This window comes from Flavobacterium arundinis, from assembly GCF_038289855.1.
Taxonomy (GTDB): Bacteria; Bacteroidota; Bacteroidia; order Flavobacteriales; family Flavobacteriaceae; genus Flavobacterium; species Flavobacterium arundinis.
Genome location: NZ_JBBYHR010000005.1, coordinates 70,929 through 86,340, shown reverse-complemented (window position 1 = coordinate 86,340; position 15,412 = coordinate 70,929). Strand labels below are relative to the sequence as shown.

14 protein-coding genes are annotated in these 15,412 nt (G+C 43.8%); 8 read left to right on the top strand and 6 right to left on the bottom strand.

All coding sequences use genetic code 11. The annotated features are described in order from the left end of the window. Nucleotides 1–187: 187 nt before the first annotated feature. The gene (locus AAEO56_RS10645; protein ID WP_341697036.1) at nucleotides 188–2,842 is read left to right on the top strand and encodes a reprolysin-like metallopeptidase; all 2,655 of its coding nucleotides are present in this window, start codon (nucleotides 188–190) and stop codon (nucleotides 2,840–2,842) included. 46 nt (nucleotides 2,843–2,888) lie between these two features. Here the strand turns inward: AAEO56_RS10645 and AAEO56_RS10640 are convergent, their stop codons facing one another. Further along, complete coding sequence (locus AAEO56_RS10640) at nucleotides 2,889–3,392, bottom strand: hypothetical protein (protein ID WP_341697035.1); 504 nt, start codon at nucleotides 3,390–3,392, stop codon at nucleotides 2,889–2,891. A gap of 50 nt (nucleotides 3,393–3,442) precedes the next feature. Next, on the bottom strand, nucleotides 3,443–4,066 hold the full coding sequence (gene pth / locus AAEO56_RS10635; RefSeq protein ID WP_341697034.1) for an aminoacyl-tRNA hydrolase: 624 nt from the start codon (nucleotides 4,064–4,066) through the stop codon (nucleotides 3,443–3,445). Nucleotides 4,067–4,248: 182 nt separating this feature from the next. Here pth and AAEO56_RS10630 point away from each other — a divergent pair, with 182 nt between their 5' ends. The 4 genes from AAEO56_RS10630 (at nucleotide 4,249) to AAEO56_RS10615 (ending at nucleotide 8,537) form a co-directional block, all read left to right on the top strand. Continuing rightward, nucleotides 4,249–4,575 (top strand): hypothetical protein, encoded by a 327-nt coding sequence (locus AAEO56_RS10630; protein WP_341697033.1) that lies wholly within the window; start codon nucleotides 4,249–4,251, stop codon nucleotides 4,573–4,575. Between the two features lie 15 nt (nucleotides 4,576–4,590). Next, on the top strand, nucleotides 4,591–4,905 hold the full coding sequence (locus AAEO56_RS10625) for a hypothetical protein (RefSeq protein WP_341697032.1): 315 nt from the start codon (nucleotides 4,591–4,593) through the stop codon (nucleotides 4,903–4,905). A 110-nt stretch (nucleotides 4,906–5,015) separates the two neighbouring features. Then, complete coding sequence (locus tag AAEO56_RS10620; RefSeq protein ID WP_341697031.1) at nucleotides 5,016–5,795, top strand: GLPGLI family protein; 780 nt, start codon at nucleotides 5,016–5,018, stop codon at nucleotides 5,793–5,795. A gap of 96 nt (nucleotides 5,796–5,891) precedes the next feature. Beyond that, nucleotides 5,892–8,537, top strand: coding sequence for a TonB-dependent receptor (locus AAEO56_RS10615; RefSeq protein WP_341697030.1), 2,646 nt, complete (start codon nucleotides 5,892–5,894; stop codon nucleotides 8,535–8,537). Here AAEO56_RS10615 and AAEO56_RS10610 read toward each other — a convergent pair. From AAEO56_RS10610 to bioD, 3 genes are all read right to left on the bottom strand, one after another. After that, nucleotides 8,514–9,686, bottom strand: a complete 1,173-nt coding sequence (locus AAEO56_RS10610; RefSeq protein ID WP_341697029.1) for a beta-ketoacyl synthase N-terminal-like domain-containing protein — start codon at nucleotides 9,684–9,686, stop codon at nucleotides 8,514–8,516. The genes AAEO56_RS10615 and AAEO56_RS10610 overlap by 24 nt on opposite strands. Nucleotides 9,687–9,787: 101 nt before the next feature. Continuing rightward, the gene (bioA, locus tag AAEO56_RS10605; RefSeq protein ID WP_341697028.1) at nucleotides 9,788–11,059 is read right to left on the bottom strand and encodes an adenosylmethionine--8-amino-7-oxononanoate transaminase; all 1,272 of its coding nucleotides are present in this window, start codon (nucleotides 11,057–11,059) and stop codon (nucleotides 9,788–9,790) included. Continuing rightward, on the bottom strand, nucleotides 11,059–11,676 hold the full coding sequence (gene bioD / locus AAEO56_RS10600; protein WP_341697027.1) for a dethiobiotin synthase: 618 nt from the start codon (nucleotides 11,674–11,676) through the stop codon (nucleotides 11,059–11,061). The genes bioA and bioD overlap by 1 nt, the downstream gene beginning before the upstream one ends. A 186-nt stretch (nucleotides 11,677–11,862) precedes the next feature. Between bioD and AAEO56_RS10595 the strand changes: the two genes are divergently transcribed. Then, nucleotides 11,863–12,987 (top strand): AI-2E family transporter, encoded by a 1,125-nt coding sequence (locus tag AAEO56_RS10595; RefSeq protein ID WP_341697026.1) that lies wholly within the window; start codon nucleotides 11,863–11,865, stop codon nucleotides 12,985–12,987. Between the two features lie 125 nt (nucleotides 12,988–13,112). Here AAEO56_RS10595 and AAEO56_RS10590 read toward each other — a convergent pair whose 3' ends face one another. Next, nucleotides 13,113–14,261 carry an aminotransferase class I/II-fold pyridoxal phosphate-dependent enzyme gene (locus AAEO56_RS10590; RefSeq protein ID WP_341697025.1) on the bottom strand — a complete coding sequence of 383 codons (1,149 nt, stop codon included), beginning with the start codon at nucleotides 14,259–14,261 and terminating at the stop codon, nucleotides 13,113–13,115. A 112-nt stretch (nucleotides 14,262–14,373) separates the two neighbouring features. On the opposite strand from AAEO56_RS10590, the gene AAEO56_RS10585 reads away from it, so the two are divergent. After that, the gene (locus AAEO56_RS10585) at nucleotides 14,374–14,871 is read left to right on the top strand and encodes a DUF2975 domain-containing protein (protein WP_341697024.1); all 498 of its coding nucleotides are present in this window, start codon (nucleotides 14,374–14,376) and stop codon (nucleotides 14,869–14,871) included. Between the two features lie 2 nt (nucleotides 14,872–14,873). After that, nucleotides 14,874–15,410 (top strand): hypothetical protein, encoded by a 537-nt coding sequence (locus AAEO56_RS10580; protein ID WP_341697023.1) that lies wholly within the window; start codon nucleotides 14,874–14,876, stop codon nucleotides 15,408–15,410. The last annotated feature ends 2 nt before the right edge of the window (nucleotides 15,411–15,412 follow it).

Genomic DNA, 15,412 nt, shown 5'->3' with positions numbered 1-15,412 from the left:
CAAATTTAATTATCTGCATCCAATTTAGGAGATGTTTTGAGAAGTTTTTTAAAAGATGCCTCATCAGTGGTGGTTTTCAGGGAGAGAAAAACCCGCCAACACATCCTAAAAAAATGTTATATTCATAAATTATGTTAAAATTTCATAGTTTAAATTACTACTTTAGCATCCTTTAAATTCATTCCCTATGAAAAGAATATTGCTCTCCTTTATACTTTTGTTTTCGTTTACATTCGGATATTCCCAATCAGCTGTATGGAGCCCTGTTCCTAAAGAGCGGCTGGCAGTTGCCAATAAACTCGACAGAGGTTCGACTCCCATGGCATTTTCGACTTTCCGCATCAACCTTCCGGAACTGGAGTCAAGGCTGCTCGCTGCGCCGCCAAGGAATTCAGGCCAAATGTCTGCAGTAATCATTCCTTTTCCAACCGGCGAAGGCAAACTTGAAAACTTCAGGGTTTATGAAGCATCTGTAATGCACCCTGACCTTGCGGCACAACACCCGGATATTAAGTCGTATGTTGGGCAGGGTATCGAAAACCCGGCGGCAACCGTGCGCTTCAGCATTACCATTTTTGGAGTACACGCCATGATATTATCGGACAAAGGGACATCCTATACCGACCCATATACGACCGACCTGCAAAATTATATTGCCTACAAAAAGTCGAGCCTTAAGGCACCCCGCACTTTTCATTGCGACGTAGCCAGCGAATCGCTGGATGCTGTCCCTCCCCCGCCGCCATCAGCACAGGCCAATGACGGCCTTTTCCGGACCTACCGCCTGGCGCTTGCCTGTACGGTAGAATATGCCGCTTTCCAAATCAATGCAGCAGGCGTAGGAGCAGGTACCCTTGCCCAGAAAAAAGCAGCCGTGCTTGCTGCAATGAATGTAACCATGACACGCGTAAACGGGTTATATGAAAAAGATATGTCGCTGACGATGCAAATTGTACCGACCAATGAGAACGTTATTTTCGTTACTTCGGATAACCTCACCAACAACGATGAGAGTATTATGATCGACGAAATACAGCAGATTATGAACGCCGGCATCGGCTCGGCGAATTATGACATTGGCCACGTTGTAGGTACCAGCGATGGCGGTATTGCCTCTTTAGGGTGCGTATGCTCATCATTCAAGGCACAGGGTGTTACCGGAAATCCATCTCCGGTGGGCGACTCATTTGATATTGATTATGTAGCCCACGAAATGGGCCACCAGTTTGGCGCTAACCATAGCTTTAATAACTCTTACCAACGGTCTGCCAGCAATGCTGTAGAGCCGGGAAGCGGCAGCACTATTATGGCTTATGCCGGCATCAGCCCGCCGAACGTTCAGAGCAACTCTGATGATTATTTCCACGCGATCAGCCTGGCGCAGATGTTTACCTTTGTAAACAATGACGGCGGTTGTGCCGCTGAAGTTGCAAATAACAATAACCCGCCTGTAATAGCCGCACTGCCAAATTATACTATCCCGAAAAGCACAGCCTTCATATTAAAAGGAAACGCAACCGACGCGGATGGTGATGCCCTGACCTATTGCTGGGAGCAAACCAATGCCAACGGCGCACCCTCTACGGTTGATGTTACACCTTTGCCAACCAGCACGACAGGCCCTAATTTCAGGTCGTTAAACCCATCCGTTTCGCCGAACAGGTACATGCCTGTGTTGTCGAGCGTGATTAACAACAACCTTACGCCTACCTGGGAAGTTGTGCCTTCGGTAGGAAGGACAATGAATTTTGCCCTTACTGTGAGGGATAACAATACACCCAACGGCGGACAGACTGCGAGGAGCAATATGACAGTTACGGTAAGCAACAGTGCAGGGCCGTTTGCCGTTACATCGCAAAGCGCTGCCAATCTCTCGTGGAACCAGGGAAGTACCCAGACAATAACATGGAATGTAGCGGGAACAACCGCAAACAACATCAATACTGCCAATGTAAATATCCGCCTATCTACAGATGGCGGGCTTACATTCCCGACTGTACTTGCTGCCAACACACCAAACGATGGTACGCAGGATATTACGGCACCTAATGTATCGGCACCCTTCTGCAGGATTATGGTAGAGGCAGTAGGCAACATTTATTATGCGGTGAACCCAACACCTTTTGCTATAGGAGTAACTGTGGTTACAACATGCAACACTTATACCAATACTACAGCTGTGGCTATACCTGACAATAGTGCCAATTATACTTTATCGACCATCAATGTGCCGGCAAGCGCTATAATTTCGAATGTTAAGATTGGGGTAAATATTACGCATCCCTATATTTCAGACCTCGGCATTATCGTTGCGAGGCCCGATAACACCCAGGCCACGCTTTGGGAGGGACAATGCGGGGACAGCAGTAATATCAACGTAACTTTCAGCGATAGCGGGTCCGGTGTAAGCTGCGGCTCACCAACTACGGGTACAATACTGCCGGTAAACCCGTTATCTGTTTTTGCAGGACAGCAGGCACAGGGCAACTGGATACTGGCATTCGCCGATTTTGGCCTGGGCGATACCGGAACGCTCAACTCATGGTCGGTTGAAGTATGTTCACAAACCATAAACGCCACAAGTTCATTCGGACTTCAGGACTTTACATTATACCCTAACCCAAATACCGGCAGCTTTACCGTGAGTTTTACTTCCGATACCGGAAATGCCATCAAAGTTGGTGTACACGATATGAGGGGCAGGCAGGTTTTTGAGAACTCGTATGAAAATACAGGGTTATTCTCAGGAAATGTGAACCTGTCCAATATACAATCTGGTGTATATCTTGTAACCGTTCAGGATGGCGCACGAAGAGAAGTAAGGAAGATAGTTGTAAATTAATATAAGTAGTTGATAAATGAAGTCCCCACCTTAAGCGTGGGGATTTTTATTTAAAGGAAACCATTACGAGATCCGTTTTCTGGCCTTCGACAATATTATCCTGCAGCTTTATGATGAGCTTATTGTCCTGATAGTCCAAAAGCCCTTTTCCCACCTTATAAAATCCGGCTTTATCCCTGCAAAAGCAGTGCACGCCAAACAGCATTTTTGCATCCTTCGGGTTTGACTTGTGAAGGTTGGAAAGTTCGCTGTCAGTTTCAAAAATAACCTCCTCGGTATAGGCATCATCCTGATATTTCCCGCTTTTTGCCGCATAAGTATACCTTGCCACTATTTTTCCGGGTGCATCTTCAAGTGTGTAATACGGTTTCCCTGTACCATCCGACTTGATGATGAGACTTTTGTCTTTCAGCACTTCAAATCCGCAATTGCCTTCGTCGGGGCAGCGGCTTTCAATACGGCACTTCCCTTCCGTAAAAGCAGCAGGCCCTTTTTTTGAGGCGCAGGCTATCAGTAAAAAGGGAAGGAAGGCAAGGATGATATTTTTCATGTCGGGGATTTAGATATTAAAGATACAAATTCGGGGCCAAAACGGCGTACCTATTTCCCGTTATAGCTGCTCATCGTATTGGCCAGTCCGGAAAGCACGAACGACTTTACCGCTTCGGCAGCCATATCGAGGCGCTCCGGCAGTTTTGCTTTTTCCTGCTCGTCCCATTCGCCAAGCACATAGCTTACCTGCTGCCCTTTCTTAAACTCATCGCTTATCCCAAAACGGAAACGCGGATAATCAGAGGTGTTCAAAAGCTGCTGCGTGCTTTTCAGTCCGTTATGCCCGCCATCGCTGCCCTTGGCTTTTATACGGATGGTACCGAATGGAATATTGAGGTCGTCCGTTACAACCAGCAGGTTTTCAACAGGTATGTTTTCTTTATCGAGCCAGTATTTTATGGCTTTGCCACTAAGGTTCATGTAGGTATTGGGCTTCAGCAGGAATACTGTTTTGCCTTTTAGCTTCACTTCGGCTACGGCTCCAAGTTTAGCCGTTTCAAAAGAAGCGCCTTCCTGCTTGGCGATGTGGTCGCCCACTTTAAAGCCGATGTTGTGGCGTGTATTTACATATTCGGCGCCGATGTTGCCCAGACAGGCAATGAGGTATTTTTTCATAGGGTCGATGGGTTCTTTTTCCTGTTTTGTTCCAAAAAGGGATGTTAGCCAGTTCATGGGGCAAAGATAAGATGTAAACAGGGAATTTTTTTGTTGCCAATACACGGACATATAATTAATCGATAAATAAAATAAGTTAAATTTTGAGTTGTTTTTAACAAATTATTAACTATTAATAATTGATAATCAACGTGTTATATTTATAAATTTGGTTAAACCAATCTTAAAAATTATTAATTATGAAAAAAATTCTGTTTAGCGGATTTATTTGCCTTGCAATAGGCTGCGTCTCTTACGCATCGGACATTGAAGATGTAACAAAGGAAAAAAGTGAAAAAAAAGTAAGTAGCGAACTAATGTCATTCGATGGCCAAACAGTTGGGCATTGTGGTGGTACTGCTTCTTTTATTAATGGCCGTGGAGAAGTTGCGGTATATAATATGGATCCCGTTTCTGCTGATAATGCTGTGGATTGTAATCAGCTTTTTACCCGATGGATGAGGGATACTCTGAATAAAATTGGGGGTTCTGTTACTTATTACACAAATCTTTATACCGACAGGTAATTTAAAACTTACTTTATGAAAAAAAAACTATTTAGTGTCTTCGCCATCATAGCGCTGGCCGGCACAAGTTATGCTGCAACTGACAAAAAAACTGAAGAAGCATCTTCTAAAAAGCAGGAAACCAAAGATTGTACTATTGAAATTACAGCGCCTTGCAGAGGATCGGCAATGGTGGATGACGGAAGGGGAAATTTAATCCCTATTGAAATGGAAACTGTAAATACAAGAGATGCTTTTGAATGCAGCGAAATATTCGGGACCTTCCTTAATGAATTAAAGAGAGAAGGCCTGCGTGTCGTAACATTTACGAATATGTACGGCTATAATTAAGAGCCTGTATTACATGGGAAGGAAAATTTCCTTCCCTTCTTATTTTACAGGTTTATGATTTAAACAATATCAAACATTAAAACTTGCACCATAAAAAAAGCCTTTTTATCATGAGAATAACCTTCCTGATTTTATTTTGCTTATGTTCATCAAGTGTTTTTTGCCAGAAAAATACGGGAACAATACAGGCGGAATATAGAATGTTTTGTGATACGGATGTCCCATTAAAATTTACTACTATTTTATGGGTAAAAGACAACACCGCTATTTATCAGGAAAAAACCAGTACGACCGAGCGATGGGAGGAGAAGCCTTTAGCAGAAAGCCTGAAAGATCAATCGGTTAATTTTTCCTCTCTTAAATCAGATTTTGAACCTTATTTCAAAACTGACCTTTCCAAAAAAGAACTATTGTTTTATGCACCGCTTTTAAAAAACACAGCATTTGTCAAAGACACCTACGATATTAACTGGAACATAACAGGCGACACGAAGAAAATAGCCGGATATAATTGCATTAAAGCCACAACTGTTTTTCGTGGAAGAGAATGGGTGGCATGGTTTGCACCCGATATAGCGCTACCTTTTGGCCCATGGAAATTTCATGGCCTGCCGGGGCTGATACTTGAGGTTTATGATATAACCAACAGGTACACTTATAAACTGGAAAAGATTGGCAATCTTGAAAATGCTGCTATTTTTCAAAAGGACTTTAGTACGCTGATGCCTGCACTAAACAAAGAACCTATGCCTTATAGAAAGTATCTTGACGATAAAGAAGAGGCAATGGTAAATGCTTTGAGAAGCATCGACCAAAAATTGAATGTAGTCACCACTAAGAAAAAAATAGATCCCAACAACCGGGAAGAGATTAAATATGAGTGGGAGTAGCCCGAATATTCAGAGAAAATATGGCCATATGGGAAGAATATCTATTTTTCCCATTTTTTTTATTACTATTGATTAAGAAAGCCGAATTACAAAAGAATGGGAAAACTCTTACTAGCATTTTTTTTACTTTATACTGCTTTTGCCCAGGGGCAATCTCAAATTTCTGGCCGCATTGCATCAAAATCAGGCGAGACACTTCCGGGCGTTTCCTTATTGCTAAAAGATGCCAATGGTAAAATCGTCTCTTTTGCAATATCTGCCAACAATGGCGGCTATTCCATCGAAGTTAAAACCCCCGGCACCTATACCCTTGAGGCAAATTCACTGGGATATGAAAAACAGGTGGCAGAACTGGCTATTGGTCCGGACATTAAAACCATTACAAAAGACTTTACGCTTTCGGAAGGCAATACGCAACTTAAGGAAGTGGTAATTGAGGCCGAGGCACCCGTGCGGCTTAAAGGCGATACCCTGGTCTATGATGCCAAGGCCCTTAGTACGGGGACCGAATCGGTAGTGGAAGACCTGCTGAGAAATATCCCGGGCATTACTATACTGGATGACGGAACAATAAAATATGGAGATCGCCAGGTGGAAAAAGTGATGGTAGATGGCGATGATCTCTTTAACAAAGGTTATTCTATCCTTACCAAAAACATGCCTACACAACCGCTCGACAAAATAGAAGTATTGCGCAACTATTCGAAAAATAAATTACTGAAGGGAGTGGAAAATTCTGATGCAGTGGCGCTCAATCTTACCATTGGCGAAGAGTTTCGCAACATCTGGTTTGGCAACCTTACTGCCGGCTATGGCAACGAAAACCGTTACAGGGCATCCGGCAACCTTATGAATTTTGCAAAAAACTACAAGAACTTCTTTTCCTTCGGGCTCAACAATGCCGGATATGATATTGTAGGCAATATTTCCGGGATGCAATACAACTCATCCGACCTTGAGACTATAGGCATGGGAAGCAGGGCTGCGCAGTTAATGTCGCTTGGTGGTAAAGTATCGCGTATTGATGAGAAGCGCACTCGGTTTAACAATGCAAAAATGGGTACTTTCAGCACCATATTCCCTTTGGGCAGCAAAACCAAGCTGCGGCTTAACGGCTTTTTAGGACACGATAATTTAAGAACCTTTCAAAATTCACTAGCCGTTAGTGATTTTGAAGGCACTTATTTTGAAAACAGGGAAACCAATAATTCAGTCAATACTTTAGGAAAAGGCTATGTAAGTGCTTACCTGAGCAGCGACCTTTCGGACACCCAAATGCTGCAAAGCCTTACCACTTTTAATAATGGCAAAACTGATTTTTCAAACAGCCTTGTTTTTAATGGCATTAGTACCGTGGAACATCTCGGGACTAAAAACACCTATTTTGACCAGCAGCTTACCTACACCCAAAAATGGAGCAGCCGAAATGCAGTATTGCTCAAAACACGTTTCCTTACCGACCGCCTGCCCCAAAATTATGGCATCAATGATTACCTGATGGGCGATCTTTTTTCGTATTCCAATATTAATGCTGTAGCGAATGATATAAACAGCAGCAGGCAATATGCCGGCTTACAGGCAGACTTTAAGCTGAAACAGAAAAATGATGACCTTATTGCTTTTACCGTGGGCTTCGAAAATAATAATGACGGCCTGGCCACCCGTTTTAGCCTTTTTACAGATGGCGGGGTTATAAATCCTGAAGGATTTCAGGCAAAAGCCTCTCAAAATGTGGGGGATCTCTATGCCCAAAGCGGCTACACATGGAAGAAAGGAAAGTTTACCCTTGGAGGCAACCTTAACGCTCATCAGCTCTTCAACCGTTTTGAAAATGCAGAAGGCAATGCAACCACACAAAATCTATTTTTCATCAACCCAATACTTAGTGCCGGCTGGGAATTAACCCCTGATAATACATTGCAGGCTACGTATATGTATAATGTTGTTAACAGCGATATTCTCCAGGTAAACGACACCTACCTCCTCACTTCTTCCCGGGGCTTCAGCCGGGGACTAGGCTATTTTAACCAACTGGAACGCTCTTCGGCAAACATCAGTTATTCTACAAAGCACTATCTTAACCGTTACAGCTTTTCCGGCGGGCTCACCTATTCACAGCAAAATGATGTTATCTCCTACCGGAGCAGCCTTAATCAAAACAATTCGCTTTCAGACGCATTCGTTATGCGGGGCGGCAACAGGGCCGGTGGAAATATAAGCTTGCATTATGTAATTCGATCGTTAAGAGGTTCTGCAGCGCTGTCCGCTACTGCCGACCGTACAATATATTACAACGTGGTGAACGAATCCGGCCTGCGGAAAAATATATTATACTCGCAGGTGGTCAATTTTAGCTGGATGAGCAGTTTTAAGTCGCCCTTTAATTTTAAGGCAGGCACTGAATGGAATTTTTCGAAGGTAAAATCGGATTTTACTTTTAATAACACCTCAAAATTCAGTTTTCTGGATTTGATGTACGCCCTGGGGGACAGGCTGGATATCAAAGCAAAAGCCGAACACTACTACTTTGGCGGTCTGGACAGGAACAACAATTATTTTTTCGCCGACCTTGAGGCTGTTTATTCATTTCAAAAAGATAAATATTCTGTTGGCCTTGACGGAAGGAATTTATTTAATACGGATGTATTTACTACCTATAGCATATCTGATGTAGGATACTCTACAAATTCCTATCGATTACTGCCCAGATATGTGCTGCTAAGTTTCAGATACCGTTTTTAATTCCTTCGAGACGAGGATACTCACGGCATTCCCTCCAAAACCTACCGCATTTACCAGCACTTTTTTAATGTCTCTGCCGGTTTGCTGTTGGTAGAACGGTACGTCTATAAACCTGTTGTGCTGCAACATGAATACGGCAAGCTCCAGGTTCAGCAGCCCCGAAGCGCCGAAGGTATGGCCAGTTTTCCATTTGTTGGTTGTGAGCAGCGGGAGGTTTTTACCAAATACTTCCTGTATCGCTTTATATTCTGACAGGTCGCCTTTTACGGTCCCGGGAGCATGCATCACCACAGCATCAACCTCAGAAATATCGGTGTCTTTCAATGCCATTCGCATCGATCTCTGCAGGCAATCCGCATCTGCCGAAATGGATACACTGTGCTGCAGGGTTTCCGTGGCATAGCCAACACCGTCAATAAAAGCAATCGCTTTAGGATGTTTCCCAATTTCAAGGCAAGCCATTGCGGCACCTTCGCCAAGCACCATCGAGTTATATCTCTTTTCAAGGTCGAGCGCCCGGCATGGATAATCACCGTTAAGCGAAGAATAAATTTTCATGGCCTGCATCTGGGCAATTGTAAAAGGCGTCAAGGGCGCTTCGCTGCCACCCACAAGGAACCTCGTTGCCATGCCGCTTCGAAGCCAGGCCACGCCATTCAATACAGCATGCAGGGCGGTAGAGCAGGTTATGGAATGCGATATATCAGGTCCTGTACTTTTCAGGTCCTGCGCCACCCACGAGGCAATGTTGCCTAGGGTCGTAGCTGGTGAAGCATGGGCACTGGTGACACCTGTTTTTACGAATTCGGCATGGTGTTTTTCGAACAGGCCGGTTGCTCCACGCGAGGAGCCTATATTGATGCCAAAATCGTCATCCTTCCAATCCGTTCCGGCCAAAGCCCATCTTGATGCAAGGATGGCATACAGCACAGAATTGTCGAGGTGGCGGTAATTGGGATTGGAATTTTTGAGCGCGGCAACCTCGTCCTGTAGTTTTTCGGATAGCTTTGCAACGGGCACATTAGTATCTCCAATTGCGATGTTGCTTATAAATGATCTTTCATCCAGATAGTTACCCCAAATCTCCTCCGGGTTACTGCCCAGTGGTGATACAGAGCCTATAGAGATGATGGAAATAGGTGTTGCCAATGTTGTATTTTTTACAAAAGTAGGTAATGAAGTATTTAAAGTTCTCTAAACTGGCTGCAAAATGGCCTATATAATATTTTCCGACTGAATAAAAAGCCCGTCTATACGATCTCTTCTATTGCCTGCTTTATGACATTATAAATAGTCCCTAACAATTCATTGCTGATAATATAAGGCGGAAGGATGTAAATGGTACTGCCAACAGGCCTCAGGACAACCCCGTGCACTATAAAGAAATCGTAAAGCCTGTTCCGGAAATCACCATAATAGCCCTCATTGCCACGGTCGATATCCAGTGCGAAAATAACACCGAGTACCCTGGCCTGCTTTACGCGCGGATGTTTCTCCATTTCTTCCTTAAACAAAAGATGCTTTCTGTTAATGCGTTGAATGTTTTCCTGCATTTCGACAGTCTGCAATAACTCAAGGCTGGCAATCGCAGCAGCACAACCCGTAGGGTTGGCCGTAAAGGTGTGCCCGTGGAACAGGGCTTTGTTAACATCATCATCATAAAAGCCATCGAATAATTCCTGTGTAAAAGTAGTGATAGACATCGGTATCGTGCCGCCCGTGAGCGCTTTGGAAAGGCACATCATGTCAGGTTGTTCTTTCAGGTAATCACACGCAAAGTTTTTTCCTGTCTTGCCAAAGCCGGTCATTACTTCGTCAGCGATAGTGAAGATGCCATTGCTTTTGCAAATACTCATCAGGCTGTCGAGCGCTTCAGGTTTGTACATTACCATGCCTGCCGCTCCCTGTACCAATGGCTCGAAGATAAACGCAGCGTAGTCGTTGGTGGCTACTAGCTCCTGCAAAGCTTTAATACTTTCCCGTTCACTGTCTTTTAGTGGTACGGGAATGCGGGTCACTTCTATCAGCGAGCCACGGAACGCCTCGGTGAAAAAAGAAATACCGCTGGCCGCCATTGCCGCAAAAGTATCGCCATGAAAGGCGTTTTCGAAAGCTATTATTTTGGTTCTCTTTTCCCCTTTATTATAAAAGTATTGCAGGGCGACTTTCAGGGCAACTTCCACAGCAGTGGAACCGTTATCCGAAAAGAACAGTTTTTTCTGGTTATCGGGAAGCAGCGGCATCAGCCTTTCAGCCAATACTACAGCGGGTTCATGCGTAAAGCCACCAAAGAGCACGTGCTCCAGCGACGTAAGCTGCTTGTAAATAGCGTCGGCAATATATTTGTTACTGTGCCCGTAAGGATTGACCCACCATGAGGCAATAGCGTCAATGTATTGTTTGCCATTTTCATCCCAAAGCAGAGCACCTTCGCCACGGGTTATGGCAATGGGTGGGGCAGCGGTTTTGTGCTGTGTATAAGGATGCCAAAGGTACTGGCTGTCTCTTTCTTGTATGCTCATTATAAATTCAATAGATTTTCCCTGAACCTGTCGGCATAGTCAAGGATCACGTTCTTATCAAAATACGGTTCATCATCGATCCTGCCTATCATTTGAAGCCCGGTCTTTTGGAGGATGATCTCTTCTGTAGGCTTATTTTCATCTCCGTTAAAAACGATCCCGGCTATGGTACTATTCCTGTTTTTCAGGGCTTCGATGGTGAGCAGCGTATGGTTGATGCTCCCCAGGTAATGCCTGCTCACCACCACAACCTTATGATCAGGCTGTATGAGGTCGATAACCGTACCTCTATCATTCAACGGAACAAAGACCCCTCCTGCTCCTTCAATGACAAGATGGTTTTTGGTTTTGGGTTCTTTTATGTTTTTAATATCAATAGAAATTCCGTCCAGCTCAGCAGCGAGGTGTGGACTGGCAGGCGTTTTTAAGGCATAACTGTTCGGAAATAGCTGCGTTTTTGGATTAGAGATATAGCGCTCCACCTTATCGCTGTCGCTATTGTCCAGGTCGCCTGCCTGTATGGGTTTCCAGTAATCGGCTTCAAGGGCTTCGGTAATGATAGCTGAGGCGATAGTCTTGCCTACATCAGTCCCTATGCCGGTTATGAATAGTTTCATTTTTATTTTTTAAATCACAAATTTACTAAATCATACAGCATCCAAGACCCCAAAGGTTTTAAAAACGTTTGGGGACTTAGATGCATGCATCCATAAACATAATTTTAATATAATATTATCAATAAGTGATTTTACAATTATTAATTTTGATTGGATAATTTTAAAATTTAACACGTTTTTACTGATATGGATACACTAAAGGTACCGAACTATATAAAATCGGTTTATATAGCCCTGCTCATCATTATTATCGTGTTCTTTATGATAGTAGCCAAAAAGCTGCTGGTGCCGCTGTTCATATCCGGTTACATCGCGATGCTGCTCACTTCTTCCTGCAACTTTTTGGAACGCAGGAAAATACCACGTTCCATAAGCGCCTTTATCTGCCTTTTACTCTTTATTGGCCTGATAGCCGGCATAGTCATGTTTGCCTATTTCCAGATAAGGGGTTTTATGAACGATGTCGGCACCAACATGTCCGATAAGGTTAACGCCTTGGTAATTTCCGCGAATAACTGGTGTCTGGATACTTTTGGCTTTGACCTGGGTATGCGCAATGGCTTTGAAATGGAAAAGGCTGTAGCGATCGTACAGCCCGAGAACACAAGCGCCACAAAACTGGTATTTACAACTATCGGCACGCTGTCGGATATCATCCTGCTGCCCGTGTTCATTTTCTTTCTGCTCATTTACAGGGACCACCTCGCAATTTTTATCACTAAAGTATTCCGCAGGCAAAACAATGACGGGTTGCTGGAAAAAATGACCTCTATCCGTAAAATTGTACATGCTTACCTTATGGGATCGGGAAAAGTAATGCTTATCCTTGGTGTGGTCAATACTGCCGTGCTTTTTGCCTTGGGGATAGAACACGCCATATTCTTTGGGATGTTCGCAGGGATGCTTAATATCATTCCGTATCTCGGGCCATCTCTTGGCGCTGCGCTTCCTTTCTTTTTTGCCTTATTAACCAAAGACAGCGCTTTTTATCCCATTGCCATCGTGGTTGCCTTTACGTTTATCCAGTTGCTGGAGAGTGCGTTCCTGACACCAAAAATAACCGGGGGCAACGTAAACCTCAACGCATTGGTAACATTCATAGGCCTGCTTATAGGTGGCTATATATGGGGCGTCATGGGTATGATACTCATAATCCCGAGTATTGCCATATTGAAAAAACTATTCGAACTAAGCCCTGATACGCAGCCCTATGCTTACCTGTTTGGTGAAGAAGACAGCAACTGGTTCAAGCGGCGGGAGCGGCGCGCGAAGTCGCAGGCAGCTAAAGCTGAGGCTGAAGTAAATGCTTAATATTTGTGTCCTGTGGTAGACGTTGCAATGCAACGCCTCTACATTGGGATTTCATCAAAAGTCGTTTACTATTTGACGCGGAATAGAGGCGTTGCACCGCAACGTCTAAGTTGCCAGTTTATTTTTTAATTTAAACATTTACTAAGTAACGCCAGCATCCTTGTTATTTCGACTTCGGTATTATAGCTGTGCAGGCAGATGCGAAGCCTTTCCCTGCCCTGCGGTACCGTTGGCGATAATATCGCTTTTACACCGAAACCATTTTCCTGCAAAACGGATGCACTATTTTTTACTGTTTCGTTACCGGGTACAACAGCACAATGTATGGCCGAATCACTTTCAATAAAGAAAGATCCCAGTTCAAATCTGTTGATCTCGGATTTAAAAAAGTCAATAATAACTGCCAGCCTGTTTCGTTCGGGAGTGCTCTCCAACGTTTTATAAGCCTCCAAGATCGTGGCAAGACTGTGCGGCGGCAAGGCTGTTGTATAGATAAGGCTGCGTGCAAAATTGACCAAATATTCCTTGAGCGGTGCCCAACCCAGCACTGCCGCCCCATGGCAACCTAAGCCTTTCCCAAAGGTGACTATCCGGGCGAAGACCTTATCTTCCAGCCTAAGGTGTTGGACCAGCGCCTGCCCTTTTTCTCCAAAAACCCCTAGGGCATGAGCTTCGTCAATAACAAGCCTGCAATTATTGGCTGTAGCTAAAGCAACAAGATTGTCCAAATCAGGGCTGTCACCATCCATAGAGAAAACCGATTCGGTTACAATGTAAATTTCCCCTGTAAAATCGTTTTGCATGAACTTCTGCACGTGCTTTTCAAGAGCACCTAAGTCATTATGAGGAAATTTATAAGCCGAGGCATTCGAAAGCCGCAGCCCATCCCGTATGGAGGCATGGATGTATTCGTCATACAACACGATATCACCCTTTTGCGGTACTGACGAGAAGAACCCAACATTAGCATCATACCCGGAATTGAAAATGAGCGCGCTTTCTGCGTTATGGAACTGTGCTATATAGTTTTCTGTAACAGTATAAAGCCTGTGGTTACCGGAGATAAGCCGTGAACCCGTTGCGCCATTCTGTGTAAAATTATTCTCTAACAGATACTGGTGGGCATTGTCGAAAATTTCCCTGTTGGCCGAAAAACCCAAATAATCATTAGAAGAAAAATCAATAAGGTTACCCGGATCAGATAGTCTCCGCACGGCATTTGTATCCTTACGCTGATCGAGTTTTGCCTGTAGTGATTTCGGGAAGCCTTTCATATCTCAAATGTAGAAAACAGGATACCAAAAAGCAAATTCAAATGAAAAACAACAATTAATTATTGTTTTTCGATAATTTAATTATATTTGCAACAATATAAATCCTGTTACCATGAAAAGATTACCACTACTCAAAACACTTACCGGCATCCTTTTAATCCTTGCCATTATTGGTGTATTTTTTTGTATCCCATTCCTTCTCATAGCTTTGGTTATGCCGGATAAGGTTCCCTTTAAAATAAATGGCGTTGCCGCAGCATCTATGGCAGCTGAAGATTACCTCCTTTTTGCCGCGGAAATAACCGCATTTGGGTTTTATACCTATGCGCTTTACCTTTTTAAATCGGTGCTGGGCCATTTTGAGAAAAAGCAGATTTTCCACGAGAAAGTGATCACTCTGCTCGACCAGACCGGTAAAGCCATATTGATCGGGTTTTTCATAAAAATTGGTTCCGAATTTCTGTACAATACTATAATCCTGGGCAGATTCAATATCAATTTCAATTCCGACACCCTTTTTGTACTGATACTCGGACTATTCTTTATGGTGTTGAGTGAGGTATTCCAAATGGCAAAAGATATTAAAGAAGAAAATGACCTGACTGTATAATTATGAGACATCACATCAACATTATCGCGCTGGCCGTACGCGCCGCAATAGTAATCGCTTCGTGCATGGCCTTTTTCCATTTAGCAATGGCCATACTATTCCATTTTGAAGACGGCCATTTGTTAGTTAAAGAATTTTTCAGCGACTATTTTACGCCATTGGCCAAAGCCACGCCCTACCGTAACAACGAGTGGTACGGGTCCGCTTTTTGTATTGTCTATGCGGCATTGCTCATTTACTGCGTGACCGGGTTACAGCGATTTCACAAAAGCCTTAAACGCATTAAACAAGGAGGCATGTTTGAAGCCGGACAGGATGAAGCTTTTCGTAAAGCGGCGGCGACGGTCATTATTTTTGCCAAGTCAAAATACCTGCTATTTTGCACCATGGGCAGCCTGCTGTACTTTGACCTCACGATCTTCTTCCGCGAAATACCCTCGTTTCTCGCCATATACCTTATCGGGAAATTTATTTACCTTGTTTCCGGCATGGCAGAGCGTGGTGCGTTCATACAGGAAGAGAACGAATTAACGATATAATT